The sequence below is a fragment of the Burkholderia latens genome (assembly GCF_001718795.1).
GTDB classification, from domain to species: domain Bacteria; phylum Pseudomonadota; class Gammaproteobacteria; order Burkholderiales; family Burkholderiaceae; genus Burkholderia; species Burkholderia latens_A.
In genome coordinates this window covers 1450013-1465926 of record NZ_CP013435.1, presented here as the reverse complement: position 1 = coordinate 1465926, position 15914 = coordinate 1450013, and the positions used below count along the sequence as shown (strand labels likewise).

Sequence of the window (15914 nt, the reverse complement as noted above, 5' to 3'; positions counted from 1 at the left end):
CGGCGGCGCCGGGCCCGCGCAGTTCAGCGGAAAAACCGGTCAGTGCTTCGCGTACTGGTTCATGTTCTCCGGCGTGACGAGTTCGAACGGCACGTTCACGTAGCGGTCGACCGGCTGCTTCTTCGCAAGCTTCAGCGCGGTCGCGACGGCCTGCGCGCCCTGCCCGGTCGCGTTCTGATAGACGGACACCTTCAGGTCGCCGCTCTTCATCGCCGCGAGCCCGTCCGGCGTCGCGTCGATGCCCGCGACGACCGTTTTCGGCGTCAGCTTGCGCGCGGCCTTCAGCGCGTTGATCGCGCCGATCGCCATCTCGTCGTTGTTCGAGATGATTGCGTCGAACTTCGTGCCGGAGCTCAGCCAGTTCATCGTGATGTCCTGGCCTTGCGTGCGGCTCCACTTGCCTTCGCGCTTGTCGACGATCTTCATGCCGGCGCAGTCTTTCGTCGCGATCACGTCCTCGATGTCCTTCGTGCGCGTGCGCGCCGACTCGTTCGACAGCTCGCCCATCAGCACGAGGACGTCGCCCTTGCCGCCGAGCAGCTTGCACACCTGGCGCGTCTGCAGCGTGCCCGACTGCTTCTCGTCGGACGCGACCACGGCGACGCCGGCCGGCAGCTTGTCGAAGTCGACCGGCTTGCGGTTCACGTAGACGAGCGGAATCTTCGCGGCGGTCACCATCTTCGTGATCTTCGGCGTCGCGTCGGTATCGACCGGATTCACGATGATCGCGTCGACCTTCTGCGCAATCATGTTCTGGACCTGGCTCAACTGCTTGCCGACGTCGTTGCCGCCGTCCTCGATCTGCACGGTCGCGCCGTCCTTCTTCGCGGAATCGGCGATGCTGTTGCGCAGGATCGTCAGGAACGTGTCGTCGAACGATGCCATCGTCACGCCGATCTTCTCGGCATGCGCGAGCGGCATGGCGAGGATCGCGGCGGCCGCGGCGGCCATCAGCTTGGTCTTCATGATCACTTTGTCTCCTCATCTCCGGGGGCGGAAAACGGCGCGTTGCGCGCCGCCGGCGCCGAGTCCGATACGGACTGAAGCATCCGGATGAAACTGTAGATCACTTCCTCACGAATTTGGAAATTTATTTCTACGTGATTTCACCTAGGGAACTGAATTTCCAAAACTCCTAGACTGCGTTCCGTAGCCCGATTCGTTGCGGCACGCGTTTTTGCGTCGTGCCGCGCGGGTGACGGAGCATCCTCACCCGATCGGCCCCCAATCTGCCGGCAGCGCCGAGCGCCGGCCGCGAGCGTGATACGTGATATGAGCCCGTTGAACTTTCCGACTGACCGCCCCATCGATCTCGCCTGCCTCGGCCGCGTCGCCGTGGACCTCTACGCGCAGCAGTACGGCAGCCGCCTGGAGGACGCGCGCAGTTTCCAGATGTATCTCGGCGGCTCGTCGGGCAACGTCGCCTTCGGCGTCGCCCGGCTCGGGCTGAAAACCGCGATGATCTCGCGCGTCGGCGACGAGCAGATGGGCCGCTTCGTGCGCGAGACGCTCGAGCGCGAAGGCTGCGACACGAGCCAGTTGCAGACCGACCCGGAACGCCAGACCGCGCTCGTGCTGCTCGGGCTGAAGGACCGCGACACGTTCCCGCTGCTGTTCGTGCGCGAGAACTGCGCGGACATGGCCGTGCGCGCCGACGAAATCAGCGAGGACTTCATCGCCGGCTGCCGCGCGCTCGCGATCACCGGCACGCATCTATCGACGCCGGCCACGCGCGAAGCGTCGCTGACCGCGCTCGGCTACGCACGCCGGCACGGCGTCGTGAGGATTCTCGACATCGACTACCGGCCGGTGCTGTGGGGCTTGACCGCGCGCGGCGCGGGCGAGAATCGCTACGTGCCGGATGCGCACGTCACGCGCCAATTGCAACAGGTGCTCGGCGAGTTCGATCTGCTGGTGGGCACCGAGGAGGAATTCCTGATCGCGGGCGGCGTGCCCCACGACCTGATCGCGTCGCTGCAGGCGGTGCGCCGCGCGAGCGACGCGGTGCTGGTGGTCAAGCGCGGCGCGCTTGGCTGCTGCGTGATCGAACGCGATATCCCCGCGCGCATCGAAGATGCGCAGACCTTCCACGGCGAACGCGTCGAGGTGCTGAACGTGCTCGGCGCGGGCGACGCGTTCCTGTCCGGGCTGTTGTCCGGGCTGCTGCGCGGCAGCGACTGGGCGGACGCGACGCGCATTGCGAACGCGTGCGGCGCGATCGTCGTGTCGCGCCACGCATGTTCGGCCGCGATGCCGACGCCGGCAGAGCTCGCGCACTGGTTCGGCGGCCGCCGCAATCCGCAGGTCGACGCCGACCGCACGCTCGCGCATCTGCATCGCGTGACGGTGCCGCGCCGTGAATGGGACGATCTGTGCGTGATGGCGTTCGATCATCGCAGCCAGTTCTACGAACTCGCGGTGCAGGCCGGCGCGGACGAGGCACGGATCAAGACGCTCAAGCGCCTGCTCGTGCGCGCGGCCGAGCAGGTCGAGCGCGATCGCCATATCGAAGGCCACGTCGGCGTGCTGATCGACGGCGGCGCGTACGGCCGCGACGCGCTCGCGTCGGCCACCGGCCGCGGCTGGTGGGTCGGCCGCCCGGTCGAGCTGCCCGGCTCGCGCCCGCTGTGCTTCGACGACACGCGCTCGGTCGGCTCGTCGCTCACCCACTGGCCGACCGAGCAGGTCGTGAAGTGCCTCGTGCACTACCACCCGGACGACGACGTCGACCTGCGCGTCGCGCAGGAGCAGCGTGTGCTGGAGCTGTGGGAAGCGACGCGCGCAAGCGGCAACGAGCTTCTGCTCGAAATCATTCCGCCGCGCGCGGTCACGCCGGCCGGCACCGAGGACGACGCGGTGCTGCGCACGGTCGCGCGCTTCTACAACCTCGGCGTGATGCCGGAATGGTGGAAGCTTCCGCCAATGAGCGCCGACGGCTGGGCGCGGCTCGAGACGCTCGTCGCCGAGCGCGATCCGCACTGCCGCGGCGCGGTGATCCTGGGACTGAACCAGCCGCTGCAGTATCTGGTCGACAGCTTCCGCTCGGCGACGAATCCGATCGTCAAGGGCTTCATGGTCGGGCGCACGCTGTGGGCCGACGCGTCGCTGAAGTGGCTGGCCGGCCGGATCGACGATCAGGCGCTGATCGATGAAGTCGCCGGTAATTTCGCGCAGCTGGTCGACGCGTGGCTCGGCCGCCGCGCGGCCGCGCACGCCGCCGCCGCGGCTTGATGCAGATGCCGATGTCCGATATCCGTGTTCGTGACGACCACCCGACTCTTTCCGATCGACAGACGATGACCACCACCGTGAGATTGACCATCAGCCAGGCGCTCGTGCGCTACCTGGCCGCCCTGCGCGCCGAAGTCGTCCAGCCGGACGGCCGCACCGAAATCCTGCCGTACTGCGGCGGCGTGTTCGCGATCTTCGGCCACGGCAACGTAGCCGGCCTCGGCGAAGCGCTGCACGCGGAGAAGGACCGGCTGCCGACGTTGCGCGCACATAACGAGCAAGGGATGGCGAACGCGGCCGTCGCGTTCGCGAAAGCGCATTTCCGCCAGCGGATGATGGCGGCGACGTCGAGCATCGGCCCCGGTGCGACCAACATGCTGACTTCCGCCGCGCTCGCACACGTCGCCCGGCTGCCGCTGTTGTTGCTGCCCGGCGACGTGTTCGTGTCGCGGCTGCCCGATCCGGTGCTGCAGCAGGTCGAGGATTTCGAACAGGGCGACGTCAGCGCGAACGACTGCTTCCGGCCGGTCACGCGCTACTTCGACCGGATCACGACGCCCGAACAGTTGCTCGTCGCGCTGCCGCGCGCGATCCAGGTGATGACCGATCCGGCGCAATGCGGGCCCGTGTGTCTCGCACTGCCGCAGGACGTGCAGACGTTCGCATACGACTGGCCCGCGGATTTCTTCTCGCCGCCGGTCATCCGGATGCGCCGGCCGCCGGCCGACGCGCTCGAGCTCGCCGATGCGCTCGACGTGCTGAAAGCCGCGAAAAAGCCGCTGATCGTGGCCGGCGGCGGCGTGCTGTACAGCCAGGCATGGGATGCGCTGCGCACGTTCGCCGACACGCACGGCGTGCCGGTCGCCGAATCGCAGGCCGGCAAGGGCAGCCTCGCGTGGGACCACCCGCTGAATCTCGGCTCGATCGGCGTGACGGGTTCGCCCGCCGCGAACCGCGCGGCCGCGCAGGCCGACCTGGTATTCGCGGTCGGCACGCGGCTGCAGGATTTCACGACCGGCTCGCATGCGCTGTTCGGCAACGCGACGCTGCTGAGCCTGAACGTGCAACCGTTCGATGCGGGCAAGAAGCGCGGCCGGCAACTGATCGCCGATGCGCGCACAGGCCTCGGCCAGTTGTCCGCCGCGCTCGCGGGCTGGCAGGCCGATGCAGGATGGACGGCGGCGAATCGCGACCACGCCGTCGCGTGGCACGCACGCGTGACCGAGCTGACCACGCGCGTGCCGAACGACACGCTGCCGTACGACGCGGAAGTCATCGGCGCGGTGCGCGACTCCGCAGCCGACGCCGGGCGCGACAGCGCGCGCGACGATCTCGTCGTATGCGCTGCCGGCACGCTGCCGGCCGAGCTGCACAAGCTGTGGCGCAGCGGCGTGCCGGGCAACTATCACATGGACTACGCATATTCGTGCATGGGCTACGAGGTTGCGGGCGGCCTCGGCGCGAAGCTCGCGCGGCCCGAGCGCGAAGTGATTGTGATCGTCGGCGACGGCTCGTACATGATGCTCAACGCGGAGCTCGCGACGTCCGTGATGCTCGGCCGCAAGATCATCGTCGTGATCCTCGACAACCGCGGCTACGGCTGCATCGAGCGCCTGCAGCTGAACTGCGGCGGCGCGAGCTTCAACAACATGCTCGACGACTGCGTGCCCGAAGGCGGCGAACGCTCGACGATCGATTTCGCGATGCATGCGCGCTCGATGGGCGCCGAAGCCGTGCACGTGCGCGACGTCGCCGAACTGCGCCGCGAGATGAAGCGCGCGCGTGCGGCGAAGACAAGCCAGGTGCTCGTGATCGACACGACGCACGAGCGCACGACGGACGACGGCGGCGCGTGGTGGGAAGTCGCGGTGCCGCAGGTGTCCGAACGTGCGGACGTCGAACGCGCGCATCGCGCGTATCTCGACGAGAAGGCCCGGCAGCGGCGTTGACTGGCCTGCGCTGTCGATACCGCACCGGTAAAACAACATTCGAACCAAGGACGCACGTGATGAGCTGGAACGTTCGCATCGGTATCAACCCCCTGTCGTGGATGAACGACGATCTGCCGTCGCTCGGCGGCGAGACGCCGCTCGAGACGGCGCTGAAGGAAGGCGCCGAGATCGGCTATGCGGGCTTCGAGCTCGGCAACAAGTTTCCAAAGACGGGGCCCGAGCTGAAGGCGAAGCTCGCCGAGTTGGGGCTCGTGTGCGTGTCCGGCTGGTATTCGGGATTCCTGGCGGAAGTGGCGCCGGGCATGAGCGACGCGGATGCGGTCGCCGCCGAGATCGAGCGCTGCCGCGCGCACATGACGAAGCTGCAGTACAACGACGTGAAGGTGGTCGTATACGGCGAATGCGCGGGTACGATCCAGGGCAGCATCGACACGCCGGTCGCGAAGCGGCCGCGCTTCGTCGACGACACGTCGTGGCACCGCTATGCGGCGCGCCTCGACGCGTTCGGTGCGCACCTGCTCGATACATACGGGATCAAGCTCGCCTACCATCACCACATGGGCGCATACGTCGAATCGCCGGCCGATGTCGACCGGCTGATGGCGCTGACGGATCCCGCTAAGGTGTTCCTTCTGTTCGATACCGGCCATGCGTATTTCGGCGGCGCAGCCGATCCGGTCGCACTGTTGAAGAAGCATGTCGCGCGCGTCGTGCACGTGCATTGCAAGGACGTGCGGCCGCAGGTCGTCACGCAGGCGCGCAACGGCGGCTGGAGCTTTCTGAACGGCGTGATCAACGGCACGTTTACGGTGCCGGGCGACGGCGCGCTCGATTACGAAGCGACGCTGCGAACGCTGAAGGATGCCGGCTACGAAGGCTGGCTCGTCGTCGAGGCCGAGCAGGATCCGGCCGTCGCACCGAGCTATCAGTATGCGAAAAAGGGCTACGACGCGCTGCGCGCGATCGTCGACCGGTTGAGCGCCGAGTAGTCGAGCGCCGTCATCTCATCGAGGAGCCTCATTCCATGACGATTTCTCCCCTGCTGGTCAAGGCGTCGCCGGAGCGCGAAATCTGCAACGTCACGCCGGAGTCGGCCGGCTGGAAGCACGTCGGCTTTCGCGCGCTGCGCCTGAAAGCCGGCGATACCGAAACGGTCGATACGGGCGCGCGCGAGCTGTGCGTGGTCGTACTGACGGGCACGGTGCGCGCCAAAGTCGACGGCGAAACCTACGACGCGCTCGGCAAGCGCGACAGCGTATTCGAGGAAGTGTCGCCGGACGCGCTGTACGTGCCGGGCGGCAAGACGGTCACGCTGGTCGCGACGCGCGACGCAGAAGTCGCACTGTGCACCGCGCCGTACGAGAGCGGCGACAAGCGCGTGCAGCGCCTCGACGGCGAACGGATGCGCCGTGCGGTGCGCGGGCAAGGCACCAACACGCGCTACGTGTGCGACATCCTGATGGGCGACAACCCGGCCGCGGACCGGTTGCTGGTCGTCGAAGTGATCACGCCCGCGAGCCATTCGAGCAGCTATCCGCCGCACAAGCACGATCGCGACGCGGCGCCCGACGAGACGTCGCTCGAGGAAACCTATTACCACCGGATCGATCCGCCGCAGGGCTTCGCGTTCCAGCGCGTGTACACCGACGATCGCAGCCTCGACGAAGCGTGCGCGGTCGAGAACCACGACGTCGTGATGGTGCCGCGCGGCTATCACCCGGTGGTCGCACCGCACGGCTACAACCTGTACTACCTGAACGTGATGGCCGGGCCGAGCCGCGCATGGGCGTTCAAGAACGATCCCGCGCACGAATGGATGCTCGACGCGGCGCCGAAGCGCTGACGTACGGAATCGCCCGAGCACTGAATGGAAGACGGGCCCGCGCGGCCCGTGACGATGCGACGCCCGGCACGCGCGTGCGGTGCCGGCCACGCTACGGAGCCGCCATGGTGACGTCACTCTTTCGCGCCGAACCCGACGCCTTCGACGACGATGCGTCGAACCTGCTGCTGCCGCACTTCAATGCGGCCGTCGCCCGTCGAATCGGAGAAATCGCCGTCAATATCGCGTCACGACGCGGGCTGCCGATTGCGGTCGGCATCGTCGGCGACGAGACGCCGCTGTTCTATTGCGCGCTCGACGGCAGCGGAGCGCACGACAGCGACGCGATCCGCCGCCGGCAGAATACGGTGCTGCGTTTCGGCCGAAGTTCGCTCGCGGTCGGCGCGGGCTTTCGCCGTGCCGGCTGGTCGCTGCGGTCGCAGGGTTTGTCGGAAGACGACTACGCGCTCGACGGCGGCGGCGTGCCGTTGCGCGTCGCCGGCGCCGGCATCGTCGGCGCGACCGCCATCGCCGGGCTCGGCTCCGAAGCCAACCACGCGCTCGTCATCGAATGCTTGCGGTGGCACGTCGGCGCGACTGCGCTAGCGATGAGCGCATAACAGCGCGCGGTGCGCGCCGCCGGATGACGGCGCGAACGGCGCACGCGCACCGTTCGCGCGGCAACGCCATCCGGTCAGTTCAACCCGCCGCTCACCACGACGTGTTCGCCGGTCATCCAGCGCGCATCGTCCGATGCAAGGAAGACGGCAACCGACGCGATGTCGTTCGGCTCGCCGAGGCGGCCAAGCGGCGTCTGGCCGAGCACCTGCGCTTCGAGGTCCGAACCGATAATGCCCGCGGTGTGCGTGCCTTCGGTCACGACCATCCCCGGGTTGATCGCGTTCACGCGGATCTTGCGCGGGCCGAGTTCGAGCGCGAGCACGCCGGTGATCGCGTCGACCGCGCCCTTGGTGCCGCTGTACACCGCGCTCGCCGGCGGCGTGATGCTCGTCACGACCGAGCTGATGTTGATGATGCTCGCGCCTTCGCCGAGATGCTTGGCGGCCGCCTGCGTCGTCAGCAGCAGACCGAACACGTTCGTGTCGAACTGACGGCGATAATGCTCTTCGGTGATCGCTTCGAGCGGCGCGAACTCGTACACGCCGGAGTTGTTGACCAGTACGTCGAGACGGCCATAGGTGTCGATCGCGGTGTCGACGATGCGCTGCGCGTCCGCGGCCTTCGACACGTCGCCGCCGACGGCGACCGCGCGGCCGCCCGCTTCGACGATCGCACCGACGACCGCGTCGGCGCCTGCCTTGCTGCTCGCGTAGTTGACGACGACCGACGCGCCTTCGGCGGCCAGCGCCTTTGCAATGGCTGCGCCGATGCCCTTGGATGCGCCCGTGACGATCGCGACCTTGCCTGCCAGCTTGCTCATGATTTCATTCCTCAGTCGGAACACTTCGATGGATGGGTACCGGTCGCGCGTGGTGCGCTGCACCGGCCTTGCTGGCAATCTTCGCGGTTTGCGCCGCGGCGATAAAGCGGCTCGACACGAATTGACTGGCGGAGTTTGACGAACAATCGGCGACGTGCGCGTAGGCGACATGCGCGTAGGCGACGTGCGCGTAGGCGACATGCGCGTCGGCGACCCGGCATCCGCGCACGCTCAGCCGGCGCTCAGCCATGCACCGACGACGTCGCCGCCGAGCCCGTCGAGCGAACCGTCGTAGACGATGCGTCCCCGCCCCATTACCGCGACGCGCTGCGCGAGCCGCGGCGCGAGTTGCAATCGTTGCTCGATCAGCAGGATCGCGACGCCGTCGGCCTGCAGCGCCGCAAGGCACGCGCCGACCTCATCAGCCGCAAGCGGCGCGAGCCCCTCGACCGGTTCGTCGACGATCAGCACGCGCGGACCGCCGGCGAGCGCGCGCACGAGCGCGAGCACCTGCTGTTCGCCGCCCGACAGGCGGCCGGCCTTCACGTCGGCACGGGCGGCCAGCAGCGGAAACCGCGCGAGCAGCCGGTCGAGCGCCACGCGTCCGGCAGCGCCGTTCATGCCGCGCAGCCCGAGCCGCAGGTTGTCGCGCACGGTGAGCAGTGGAAACACGTCGCGGCTTTCGGCAACGTAAGCGACGCCGCGCCGCGCGATCTCGAACGTGCGCGCGCCTGCGCATTCCATCCCGGCGATGCGCACCGAGCCCGCCGTGCGCACGAGCCCCATCACGGCTTTAGCGAGCGTCGAGCGGCCCGAGCCGTTGCGGCCGAGCAGCGCGAGCGTCTCGCCGGGCGCGAGCGCGAGGTCGACGCCGTCGAGCACCGGCTGCATCCCGTACCACGCGCGCAGCCCGCGAATGTCGAGCAGCGCGCTCATGCGTGCCGGCCCAGATATGCGGCGCGCACCGCGGGGTCCGTGCGGATCGCGTCGGGCGCGCCGGTCGCGACGACCGCGCCGCGCACGAGCACCGTGATGCGCTCGGCGAAGCCGAACACCGTCTCCATGTCGTGCTCGATCATCACTACCGTGCGGCCCTGCGTCGTCGCGCGGATCAGCGCGATCATCCGCGCCGCCTGGTCGCGGTTCATGCCGGCCGTCGGTTCGTCGAGCAACAGCGTGCGGGCGCCGCTCGCGAGCGCAATGCCGAGATCGAGCGCGCGCTGTTCCGCATAGCCCAGTTCGCCGGCGAGCACATCGCGACGCGCGCCGAGGCCGATGTCGTGCAGCACGCGCCCGGCCGCGCGATCGACCGATACCGACTCGCGCAGCCGGTTCCACCAGCGGCGCCGCTCGGCCGGCGCGTGCAGCGCCGCGCAGCGCAGGTTGTCGAACACGCTCAGCCGCGCGAACGCGCTCGTCTGCTGGAAACTGCGGCCGATGCCGAGCCGGCTCGCGGCGACCGGCCCCCGCCCGCGCAGCTCGACGCCATGCAGCACGACGCGCCCGCGCGTCGGCCGCGTCGCGCCGGCGATCACGTTGAACAGCGTCGACTTGCCCGCGCCGTTCGGCCCGATCAGTGCATGCCGCTCACCAGCCGACACGCTCAGATCGATTCCGTCGAGCACCGTTTGTGCGCCGAAGCGCTGGACGATTCCGTGCAGCGCGATCGCGTTGCCGTTCATCGCGCATCCCCCTGCCCGCCATGTGCGTGATTCGTCAATCGTGCGCGCCACCCCCACAGCAGCGTGCCGATGCCGGCCGCCGAGCACGCGACGACCCAGCCGGCCGGTGCATCGGCATCGATACCCCACACGCCGAACGCGAGTCCCGCGCCGTCGTCCTGCGCGAAGCGCCACGCATAGCCGAGTTCGGCCGCGCAAACGATCGCGACCGCCCAGAACACGCCCGCGCCGACGCCACACAGTGCGCGCCAGCGCTCGGCGGCAGTCGCGCCGCGGCGCAACGCATGCACGAGCGTATGCGCGACGCCCGCGATGCCGCGCGGCGCGGCGATGACGACCGCGACGAACAGCACGCCGAGATACAACGCCCACGCACGCGACACGCCCGCGACGACGACGCTCAGCGCGGTCAGCACGACGGCGCCGGCCGCCGGACCGAAGAACGCGCCGGTGCCGCCGATTACCGCGGCGATCAGCACGGTCGCCGAGCGCGCCATCGATACGCTGTCTGGCGTCGCGACCTCGACGTCGATCAGCGTGAGCGTGCCCGCAACGCCTGCGAAGAACGACGCGCACGTGACCATCGCGAGCCGCACGCGGCGCGGCTCGGTGCCGAGCGCCGCGACGCGCGCCGGGTTGTCGCGCACCGCGTTCGCAAGCCGTGCGAGCGGCGTGCGCGTGAGCGCGTGCATCGCCAGCGCCGACACGATGCACCACGCGGCGATCACCGCGTAGGCCTGCGCCTGCGCGCCGAAATTCCAGCCGCCCACCGGCGTGCCGCTCGCGCGGTCGATCGGCACGCCGCCGACCCCGCCGAACCACGCGGGCACGCTCCATGCGGCGGCCGCGACGCATTCGCCGAGGCCGAGCGTGATCATCGCGAACACGGTGCCCGCGCGCCGCGTGGCCAGCAGCCCGGCGACGAACCCGAAGCCCGCGCCGGCCATGCCGCCGACGAGCGGCAACAGCGGCAGCGGACCGCCCACATGATTGAACCAGTGCGCGGCGGCGAACGCGCCGAGACCCGCGAACGCGGCATGGCCGAACGACAGCAGCCCGGTCGTGCCGAGCTGCAGGTTGTACGACAGCGCGAGCACGACGAGCGCCGCCGTCTGCGCGAGATAGCCGAGCACCGCGCCATGCGGCCACAGCCACGCAGGCAGCGCGACGCACGCGGCGAACAGCCCCCAGCGCAGCGCGCCGGCCCACTTGCGGCTAGCCATCGACACGCTCGCCGGACAACCCGCGCGGGCGTGCAACCAGCACCGCGACGAGCAGCAGGTACGGCACCAGCGGCGCCAGCTGCGCGATCGACACGGCGGCTACGCTGTCGGGCAGCGCGACACCGGCCCATTGCGCGACGTCGCGCAGCGACGCGTCGCCGGATGCGGCGAAGGTCTGCGCGAAACCGACTGCGAGCGACGCGACGAACGCGCCGCCGAGCGAGCCGAGCCCGCCGATCACGACGACCGCGAACACGACCGAGCCGACGGTCTCGGCCAGTGCCGGTTCGATCACCGCAAGCGGCGCGCCGATTACGCCGGCGAGCGCCGCGAGCGCGGTACCCGCACCGAACAGGCCCGTCATCATGCGCGGCACGTCGTAGCCGAGCGCCTCGACGGCCGCGCGGTGCGTAAGCGCGGCGCGCACGACGAGCCCTATCCGCGACGCACGCAGCAATGCGCCGAGCGCGACCAGCATCGCCGCGGACATCGCCATCATGAACAGCCGATAGCGCGGCAGCGCGACGTCGAACACGGTCACGGGTGCGCCGTCGAGCAGAGGCGGAACCGGGGCCGGCAGCGGCGCGAGGCCCCACACGAGTTTCGCGCCCTCGCCGATCAGGTATGCGAGGCCGAAGGTCAGCAGCAGTTCGCTCGTGTGGCCGCCGCGCGCCTGCACGCGGCGCAGCAGCCAGCGCTCGCAGCCGGCGCCGATCAGCCCCACCGCGAGCGGCGCGACCACGAGCGCGGCCCAGAAGCCGGCGCGGGCTGCGACGCTGTAGCCGATGTAGGCGCCGAGCATGTAGAAGCTCGCATGCGCGAAGTTGAGCACGCCCTGCACGCTGAAGATCAGCGTGAGGCCGGCCGACAGCATGAACAGCAGCAATCCGTAGCTGAGGCCGTTGAACGCCTGGAGCGCGAACACGTGCACCGCCGCGCGGCCGTCAGACGGCGAGCGGCTCGAGCGCCGCGCGCAACGCGTCCGGCAGCGGCACCGGACGGCGCGTGCCGCGATCGACGTACACGTGCACGAAATGCCCTTGCGCGGCCGGAGACGTTTCGCCCGCCGCGAACAGCCCGATCTCGTAGCGCACGCTCGACGTACCGAGCTTCGCGACGCGCAGCCCCGCGTCGACCGACTGCGGAAACACGAGCGGCGCAAAGTAGTTGCACTGCGTTTCCACCACGAGGCCGATCGTCTGCCCGTGCTCGACGTCGAGCACCCCCGCGCGGATCAGGTACTCGTTCACGACGGTATCGAAGTAGCTGTAGTAGACGACGTTGTTCACGTGCCCGTAGACATCGTTGTCCATCCAGCGGGTCGTGATCGGCAGGAAGTGGCGATAGGCGTCGCGGGGACGCGGCTGCGGCTTGTCGGACATGGCGATGGCGCTCAGGGGGACGAAGGGAACGAAGATGCGGCAGACGGCGGCGCAAGCGAACCCGGCGTTGCGTGGACGCCGTGCGGCGCGGCTTGCGGGCGAACGTGCGGATGCTGCGTCGCGGCCGTGCGCGGCGCGGCAAACGACGTGCGGGAAGCGGCGCGACGCGTCACTGCCCCGCTCGGTCGACGAATTCGAAATCGAGGCCGCGCGCGCGCATCCAGTCGGCCAGCGCGTAGCCGGTGCCGGCACGCCAAGGGCGCAACAGCGGCGGATCGACGAGCCGATACTCGAGCAGCTCCGGCGACAGTGCGACGGTGCCCGACGCGCGCACGTGATAAGCGATGATCAGCTCGTTCTTGCGGATGAACTCATACACGCCCACGAGCGTCACCTGCTCGGCCTTCAGCGCGGTTTCCTCGAACACCTCGCGCGCGATGCCGTCTTCGGGCGTCTCGCCGTTTTCGAGGAAGCCGGTAATCAGCGCGAACATCCCTTCCGGCCACGCTGCGTTGCGCGCGAGCAGGATCTTGCCGTCGAGCTCGACGATCGCGGCGACCACCGGCAGCGGATTGTTCCAGTGCACGTAGCCGCACAGCTCGTCCGGGCAGGCCTTGCGGACGCGCCCGCCCTCGTGTTCGGGATCGGCGCGCTCGGTGAGGGGGCGCGCGCAGCGCGGGCAAAAGCGGTAGTCGGCGGTGGTCATCGATGAGGATCTGGCGGGCGTCTCGCGCCGCCGTACGGCCGCGTCGGACGCCCGCTCGGCGCGGGAAAGGCTTCATTCTAGCGAGTTTGACCGCGCCGCAGACGATCCGGCCCCGCCGACGTCAGGGTTGCGGGTGTGCGCGTGGCCCGCGCACGGCGGTCGCCGCGAAGCCGGCGGCGCCGACGAGCAATGCACCCGCTGCGACCCACAACGCCGGCGAGAACGACCCGAACCGCGCAGTGAGCGGCGCCGCGACGAGCGGGCCGAGGATCTGCCCGACACCGTAGGACGCAGTCGCATAGCCCATCAGCCCGGCCGCGCGTTCGCCGTGCAGACGCCGCGCTTCGCGCATCGCGAACAGCGTGATCGCGGTGAACGGCAGGCCGAGCAGCGCGCTGCCGGCCGAGAAGCCGGCCGCGCTCGGCCATACGATTCCCGCGGCGATCCCGAGCGCCTGCGTCGCGCAGCCGGCCGCGAGCAGCAGCCGGTTGTCCCAGTGAGCGGGCAGCCGCGACGCCGCGATCGCGCCGACGATCAGCGCCGCGCCGAACATCGGCCAGAACAGGTCCGGCCACGGCGAGCCGGGCGGCAGCGCGGCGCGCGCGATCACCGGCAGGAATGTCGCGGTGATGATGTAGCCGAAGCCCGGCATCCCGTACAGCGCGACGAGCCACGCGGCATCGCCGCGACGATGGCGCGTCGCGTGCGAAGCCGCAGGAGGAGCCGTCGTGATCGCCGGCGCCGACGATAGAGCCGATGGCCCGACTGTCGATGTCGACGCCGCCGTGCCGCCGAACGTACGCCATATCGCAACCGACAGCCCCGCAGACAACGCCGCGAACCCCAGCCACCCGGGCGCGGCGCGATGACCGGCCAGCGCGCTGCCGATCAATCCGGTCAGCACGATGCCGACACCGGGCCCCGCGTAGATCACGCCGCTCCACTGCGGCGCGTGCAGCTCACTGAGTCGCCGCAACCCCCATTGCGACACGAACACGAACGTCCACGCGCTGACGACGCCCGCGACGAACCGCACCACGAGCCACGCCGACAACACGTGCCCGATGCCCATCGCGGCGGTCAGCAGCACGGTCGCGGCCAGCCCGAAGCGCACCATCCGCGCCGGCGCGACGCGCACGGCCGCGCAACTGACGGCGCCGACGAAATAGCCCGCGTAGTTTGCGGACGCGAGCCAGCTGCCGGCTTTCAAGCCGATCGAGCCGTCGGCGAGCATCAACGGCAGCAACGGCGTGAATGCAAAGCGACCGACGCCGAGCGCGACCGCAAGTCCGGTCATGCAGGCAAGCGCTGCCGCGCGGGCGCGGCGTTGGGCGTCGTCGTGCAGTTGCGCGCCGTCGGCAGCGCCGGAAACCTCGAAACGGGACATGGCGGCATGGGCCGCGCGCGCTGCGCGCCGCCCGAACGGAAATGGGAACGCCTGTATCGTAGCTTGACCTAACGTTCTCGAAAAATGAATAATGAAGAATCCGCATATCTCCAGGAGAGAATCATGGATCTGGCGGCGCTGGCGATTTTCCGGGCCGTCGTGCGCGAGAACGGCGTGACGCGCGCGGCGGCGAAGCTCAATCGCGTGCAGTCGAACGTGACGACGCGCATCAAGCAGCTCGAGGAGGAACTCGGTGCGGCGCTGTTCGTTCGCGACGGGCGACGGCTCGTGCTGACGCCGGCCGGCCACACGCTGCTGCCGTATGCGGAGCGGCTGCTCGCGCTCGCCGCCGAGGCGCGCGACGCGGTGCGCGAGGACTCGCCGCGCGGCCGGTTGCGGCTCGGCACGATGGAGAGCACGGCCGCGAGCCGGCTGCCGGCCGTGCTCGCGCGCTATCACCATGCGTGGCCGGACGTATCGCTGGAGCTCGTGACCGGCACGACCGGCTGGCTGATCGACCGCGTGCGCGACTTCGAGATCGATGCGGCGCTGTTCGCGCGGCCGCCCGCGCCGGATACGCTGCCCGACACGTTCGAAACGGTGCCGGTCTACCGCGAGGAACTGGTGCTGCTGACGCCGCGCGGCCATCCGCCGGTGCGCACGCCGCGCGACGTGATCCTGCCGACGCTGATCGCGTTCGAGCGCGGCTGCGCGTACCGGAAATACGTCGAGCAATGGTATGCGGCGCACGGGATGAAGCCGGCGCGCGCGCTCGAACTCGGCTCGTATCACGCGATCGTCGCGTGCGTCGCGGCCGGGGCGGGTATCGCGGTCGCGCCGCGTTCGGTGCTCGACCTGCAGCCGCAAACCGGCAACGTCGCGATCCACGCGATCGCGGAGCTCGGCACGATCGACACGCTGCTCGCGTGGCGGCGCGGTTACGCGTCCGCGGCACTTGCCGCGCTGCGCGATGCGCTCACCGAAGCGGTGCCGGAGACGAGCGCAGCGGCAAAGGAAAACGCGGCGGTGTCGGTCTGAGTTGGTGAAACCCGCCTGAGTCGGCAGCCCGCGCGGCCGCCGATGCGCGA

The 15914-nt window shown here is 69.7% G+C and carries 15 protein-coding genes; 6 read left to right on the top strand and 9 right to left on the bottom strand.

Translation table 11 applies throughout. The features are described from left to right. Positions 1-39 precede the first annotated feature (39 nt). Positions 40-966: a sugar ABC transporter substrate-binding protein gene (locus WK25_RS06950; RefSeq protein WP_040143984.1), complete on the bottom strand. Its 927-nt coding sequence runs from the start codon at positions 964-966 to the stop codon at positions 40-42. 306 nt (positions 967-1272) lie between these two features. On the opposite strand from WK25_RS06950, the gene WK25_RS06945 reads away from it, so the two are divergent. The 5 genes from WK25_RS06945 to WK25_RS06925 all read left to right on the top strand — a co-directional run bounded on the left by WK25_RS06945 (position 1273) and on the right by WK25_RS06925 (position 7625). Then, positions 1273-3231, top strand: coding sequence for a bifunctional 5-dehydro-2-deoxygluconokinase/5-dehydro-2-deoxyphosphogluconate aldolase (locus tag WK25_RS06945; protein WP_069241293.1), 1959 nt, complete (start codon positions 1273-1275; stop codon positions 3229-3231). 65 nt (positions 3232-3296) lie between these two features. Further along, entirely contained in the window at positions 3297-5180 is a 1884-nt protein-coding gene (gene iolD, locus WK25_RS06940) for a 3D-(3,5/4)-trihydroxycyclohexane-1,2-dione acylhydrolase (decyclizing) (protein ID WP_069241945.1), read from the top strand. Between the two features lie 59 nt (positions 5181-5239). Continuing rightward, a complete protein-coding gene (gene iolE / locus WK25_RS06935) occupies positions 5240-6172 on the top strand; it encodes a myo-inosose-2 dehydratase (RefSeq protein WP_069241292.1) in 933 nt (310 codons plus the stop codon). Between the two features lie 35 nt (positions 6173-6207). Beyond that, positions 6208-7026, top strand: coding sequence for a 5-deoxy-glucuronate isomerase (iolB, locus tag WK25_RS06930; RefSeq protein ID WP_069241291.1), 819 nt, complete (start codon positions 6208-6210; stop codon positions 7024-7026). Between the two features lie 104 nt (positions 7027-7130). After that, entirely contained in the window at positions 7131-7625 is a 495-nt protein-coding gene (locus WK25_RS06925) for a heme-degrading domain-containing protein (protein WP_040143980.1), read from the top strand. Positions 7626-7699: 74 nt separating this feature from the next. Here the strand turns inward: WK25_RS06925 and WK25_RS06920 are convergent, their stop codons facing one another. The 8 genes from WK25_RS06920 to WK25_RS06880 all read right to left on the bottom strand — a co-directional run bounded on the left by WK25_RS06920 (position 7700) and on the right by WK25_RS06880 (position 14826). After that, positions 7700-8446 carry a glucose 1-dehydrogenase gene (locus WK25_RS06920; RefSeq protein WP_040143979.1) on the bottom strand — a complete coding sequence of 249 codons (747 nt, stop codon included), beginning with the start codon at positions 8444-8446 and terminating at the stop codon, positions 7700-7702. Positions 8447-8677: 231 nt separating this feature from the next. Then, positions 8678-9382 (bottom strand): ABC transporter ATP-binding protein, encoded by a 705-nt coding sequence (locus tag WK25_RS06910; RefSeq protein WP_040143978.1) that lies wholly within the window; start codon positions 9380-9382, stop codon positions 8678-8680. Further along, the gene (locus tag WK25_RS06905) at positions 9379-10128 is read right to left on the bottom strand and encodes an ABC transporter ATP-binding protein (protein WP_040143977.1); all 750 of its coding nucleotides are present in this window, start codon (positions 10126-10128) and stop codon (positions 9379-9381) included. Before WK25_RS06905 ends, WK25_RS06910 begins: the two co-directional genes overlap by 4 nt. Continuing rightward, positions 10125-11351 carry a branched-chain amino acid ABC transporter permease gene (locus WK25_RS06900; protein WP_059547508.1) on the bottom strand — a complete coding sequence of 409 codons (1227 nt, stop codon included), beginning with the start codon at positions 11349-11351 and terminating at the stop codon, positions 10125-10127. The genes WK25_RS06905 and WK25_RS06900 overlap by 4 nt, the downstream gene beginning before the upstream one ends. Further along, a complete protein-coding gene (locus tag WK25_RS06895; RefSeq protein ID WP_069241289.1) occupies positions 11344-12282 on the bottom strand; it encodes a branched-chain amino acid ABC transporter permease in 939 nt (312 codons plus the stop codon). Before WK25_RS06895 ends, WK25_RS06900 begins: the two co-directional genes overlap by 8 nt. 13 nt (positions 12283-12295) lie before the next feature. Then, positions 12296-12733, bottom strand: coding sequence for an acyl-CoA thioesterase (locus tag WK25_RS06890; RefSeq protein WP_040143974.1), 438 nt, complete (start codon positions 12731-12733; stop codon positions 12296-12298). A gap of 169 nt (positions 12734-12902) precedes the next feature. Beyond that, complete coding sequence (locus tag WK25_RS06885; protein WP_040143973.1) at positions 12903-13439, bottom strand: NUDIX domain-containing protein; 537 nt, start codon at positions 13437-13439, stop codon at positions 12903-12905. A gap of 121 nt (positions 13440-13560) precedes the next feature. Next, entirely contained in the window at positions 13561-14826 is a 1266-nt protein-coding gene (locus WK25_RS06880) for a YbfB/YjiJ family MFS transporter (protein ID WP_052111038.1), read from the bottom strand. A 123-nt stretch (positions 14827-14949) separates the two neighbouring features. On the opposite strand from WK25_RS06880, the gene WK25_RS06875 reads away from it, so the two are divergent. Continuing rightward, positions 14950-15864, top strand: a complete 915-nt coding sequence (locus WK25_RS06875; protein ID WP_069241288.1) for a LysR family transcriptional regulator — start codon at positions 14950-14952, stop codon at positions 15862-15864. Positions 15865-15914 lie beyond the last annotated feature (50 nt).

Bases quoted from the DNA above. Each gene is read 5' to 3' on its own strand.
- WK25_RS06950 (WP_040143984.1), bottom strand. From the start codon at position 966: ATGAAGACCAAGCTGATGGCCGCCGCGGCCGCCGCGATCCTCGCCATG.
- WK25_RS06945 (WP_069241293.1), top strand. From the start codon at position 1,273: ATGAGCCCGTTGAACTTTCCGACTGACCGCCCCATCGATCTCGCCTGC.
- iolD (WP_069241945.1), top strand. From the start codon at position 3,297: ATGACCACCACCGTGAGATTGACCATCAGCCAGGCGCTCGTGCGCTAC.
- iolE (WP_069241292.1), top strand. From the start codon at position 5,240: ATGAGCTGGAACGTTCGCATCGGTATCAACCCCCTGTCGTGGATGAAC.
- iolB (WP_069241291.1), top strand. From the start codon at position 6,208: ATGACGATTTCTCCCCTGCTGGTCAAGGCGTCGCCGGAGCGCGAAATC.
- WK25_RS06925 (WP_040143980.1), top strand. From the start codon at position 7,131: ATGGTGACGTCACTCTTTCGCGCCGAACCCGACGCCTTCGACGACGAT.
- WK25_RS06920 (WP_040143979.1), bottom strand. From the start codon at position 8,446: ATGAGCAAGCTGGCAGGCAAGGTCGCGATCGTCACGGGCGCATCCAAG.
- WK25_RS06910 (WP_040143978.1), bottom strand. From the start codon at position 9,382: ATGAGCGCGCTGCTCGACATTCGCGGGCTGCGCGCGTGGTACGGGATG.
- WK25_RS06905 (WP_040143977.1), bottom strand. From the start codon at position 10,128: ATGAACGGCAACGCGATCGCGCTGCACGGAATCGTCCAGCGCTTCGGC.
- WK25_RS06900 (WP_059547508.1), bottom strand. From the start codon at position 11,351: ATGGCTAGCCGCAAGTGGGCCGGCGCGCTGCGCTGGGGGCTGTTCGCC.
- WK25_RS06890 (WP_040143974.1), bottom strand. From the start codon at position 12,733: ATGTCCGACAAGCCGCAGCCGCGTCCCCGCGACGCCTATCGCCACTTC.
- WK25_RS06885 (WP_040143973.1), bottom strand. From the start codon at position 13,439: ATGACCACCGCCGACTACCGCTTTTGCCCGCGCTGCGCGCGCCCCCTC.
- WK25_RS06880 (WP_052111038.1), bottom strand. From the start codon at position 14,826: ATGTCCCGTTTCGAGGTTTCCGGCGCTGCCGACGGCGCGCAACTGCAC.
- WK25_RS06875 (WP_069241288.1), top strand. From the start codon at position 14,950: ATGGATCTGGCGGCGCTGGCGATTTTCCGGGCCGTCGTGCGCGAGAAC.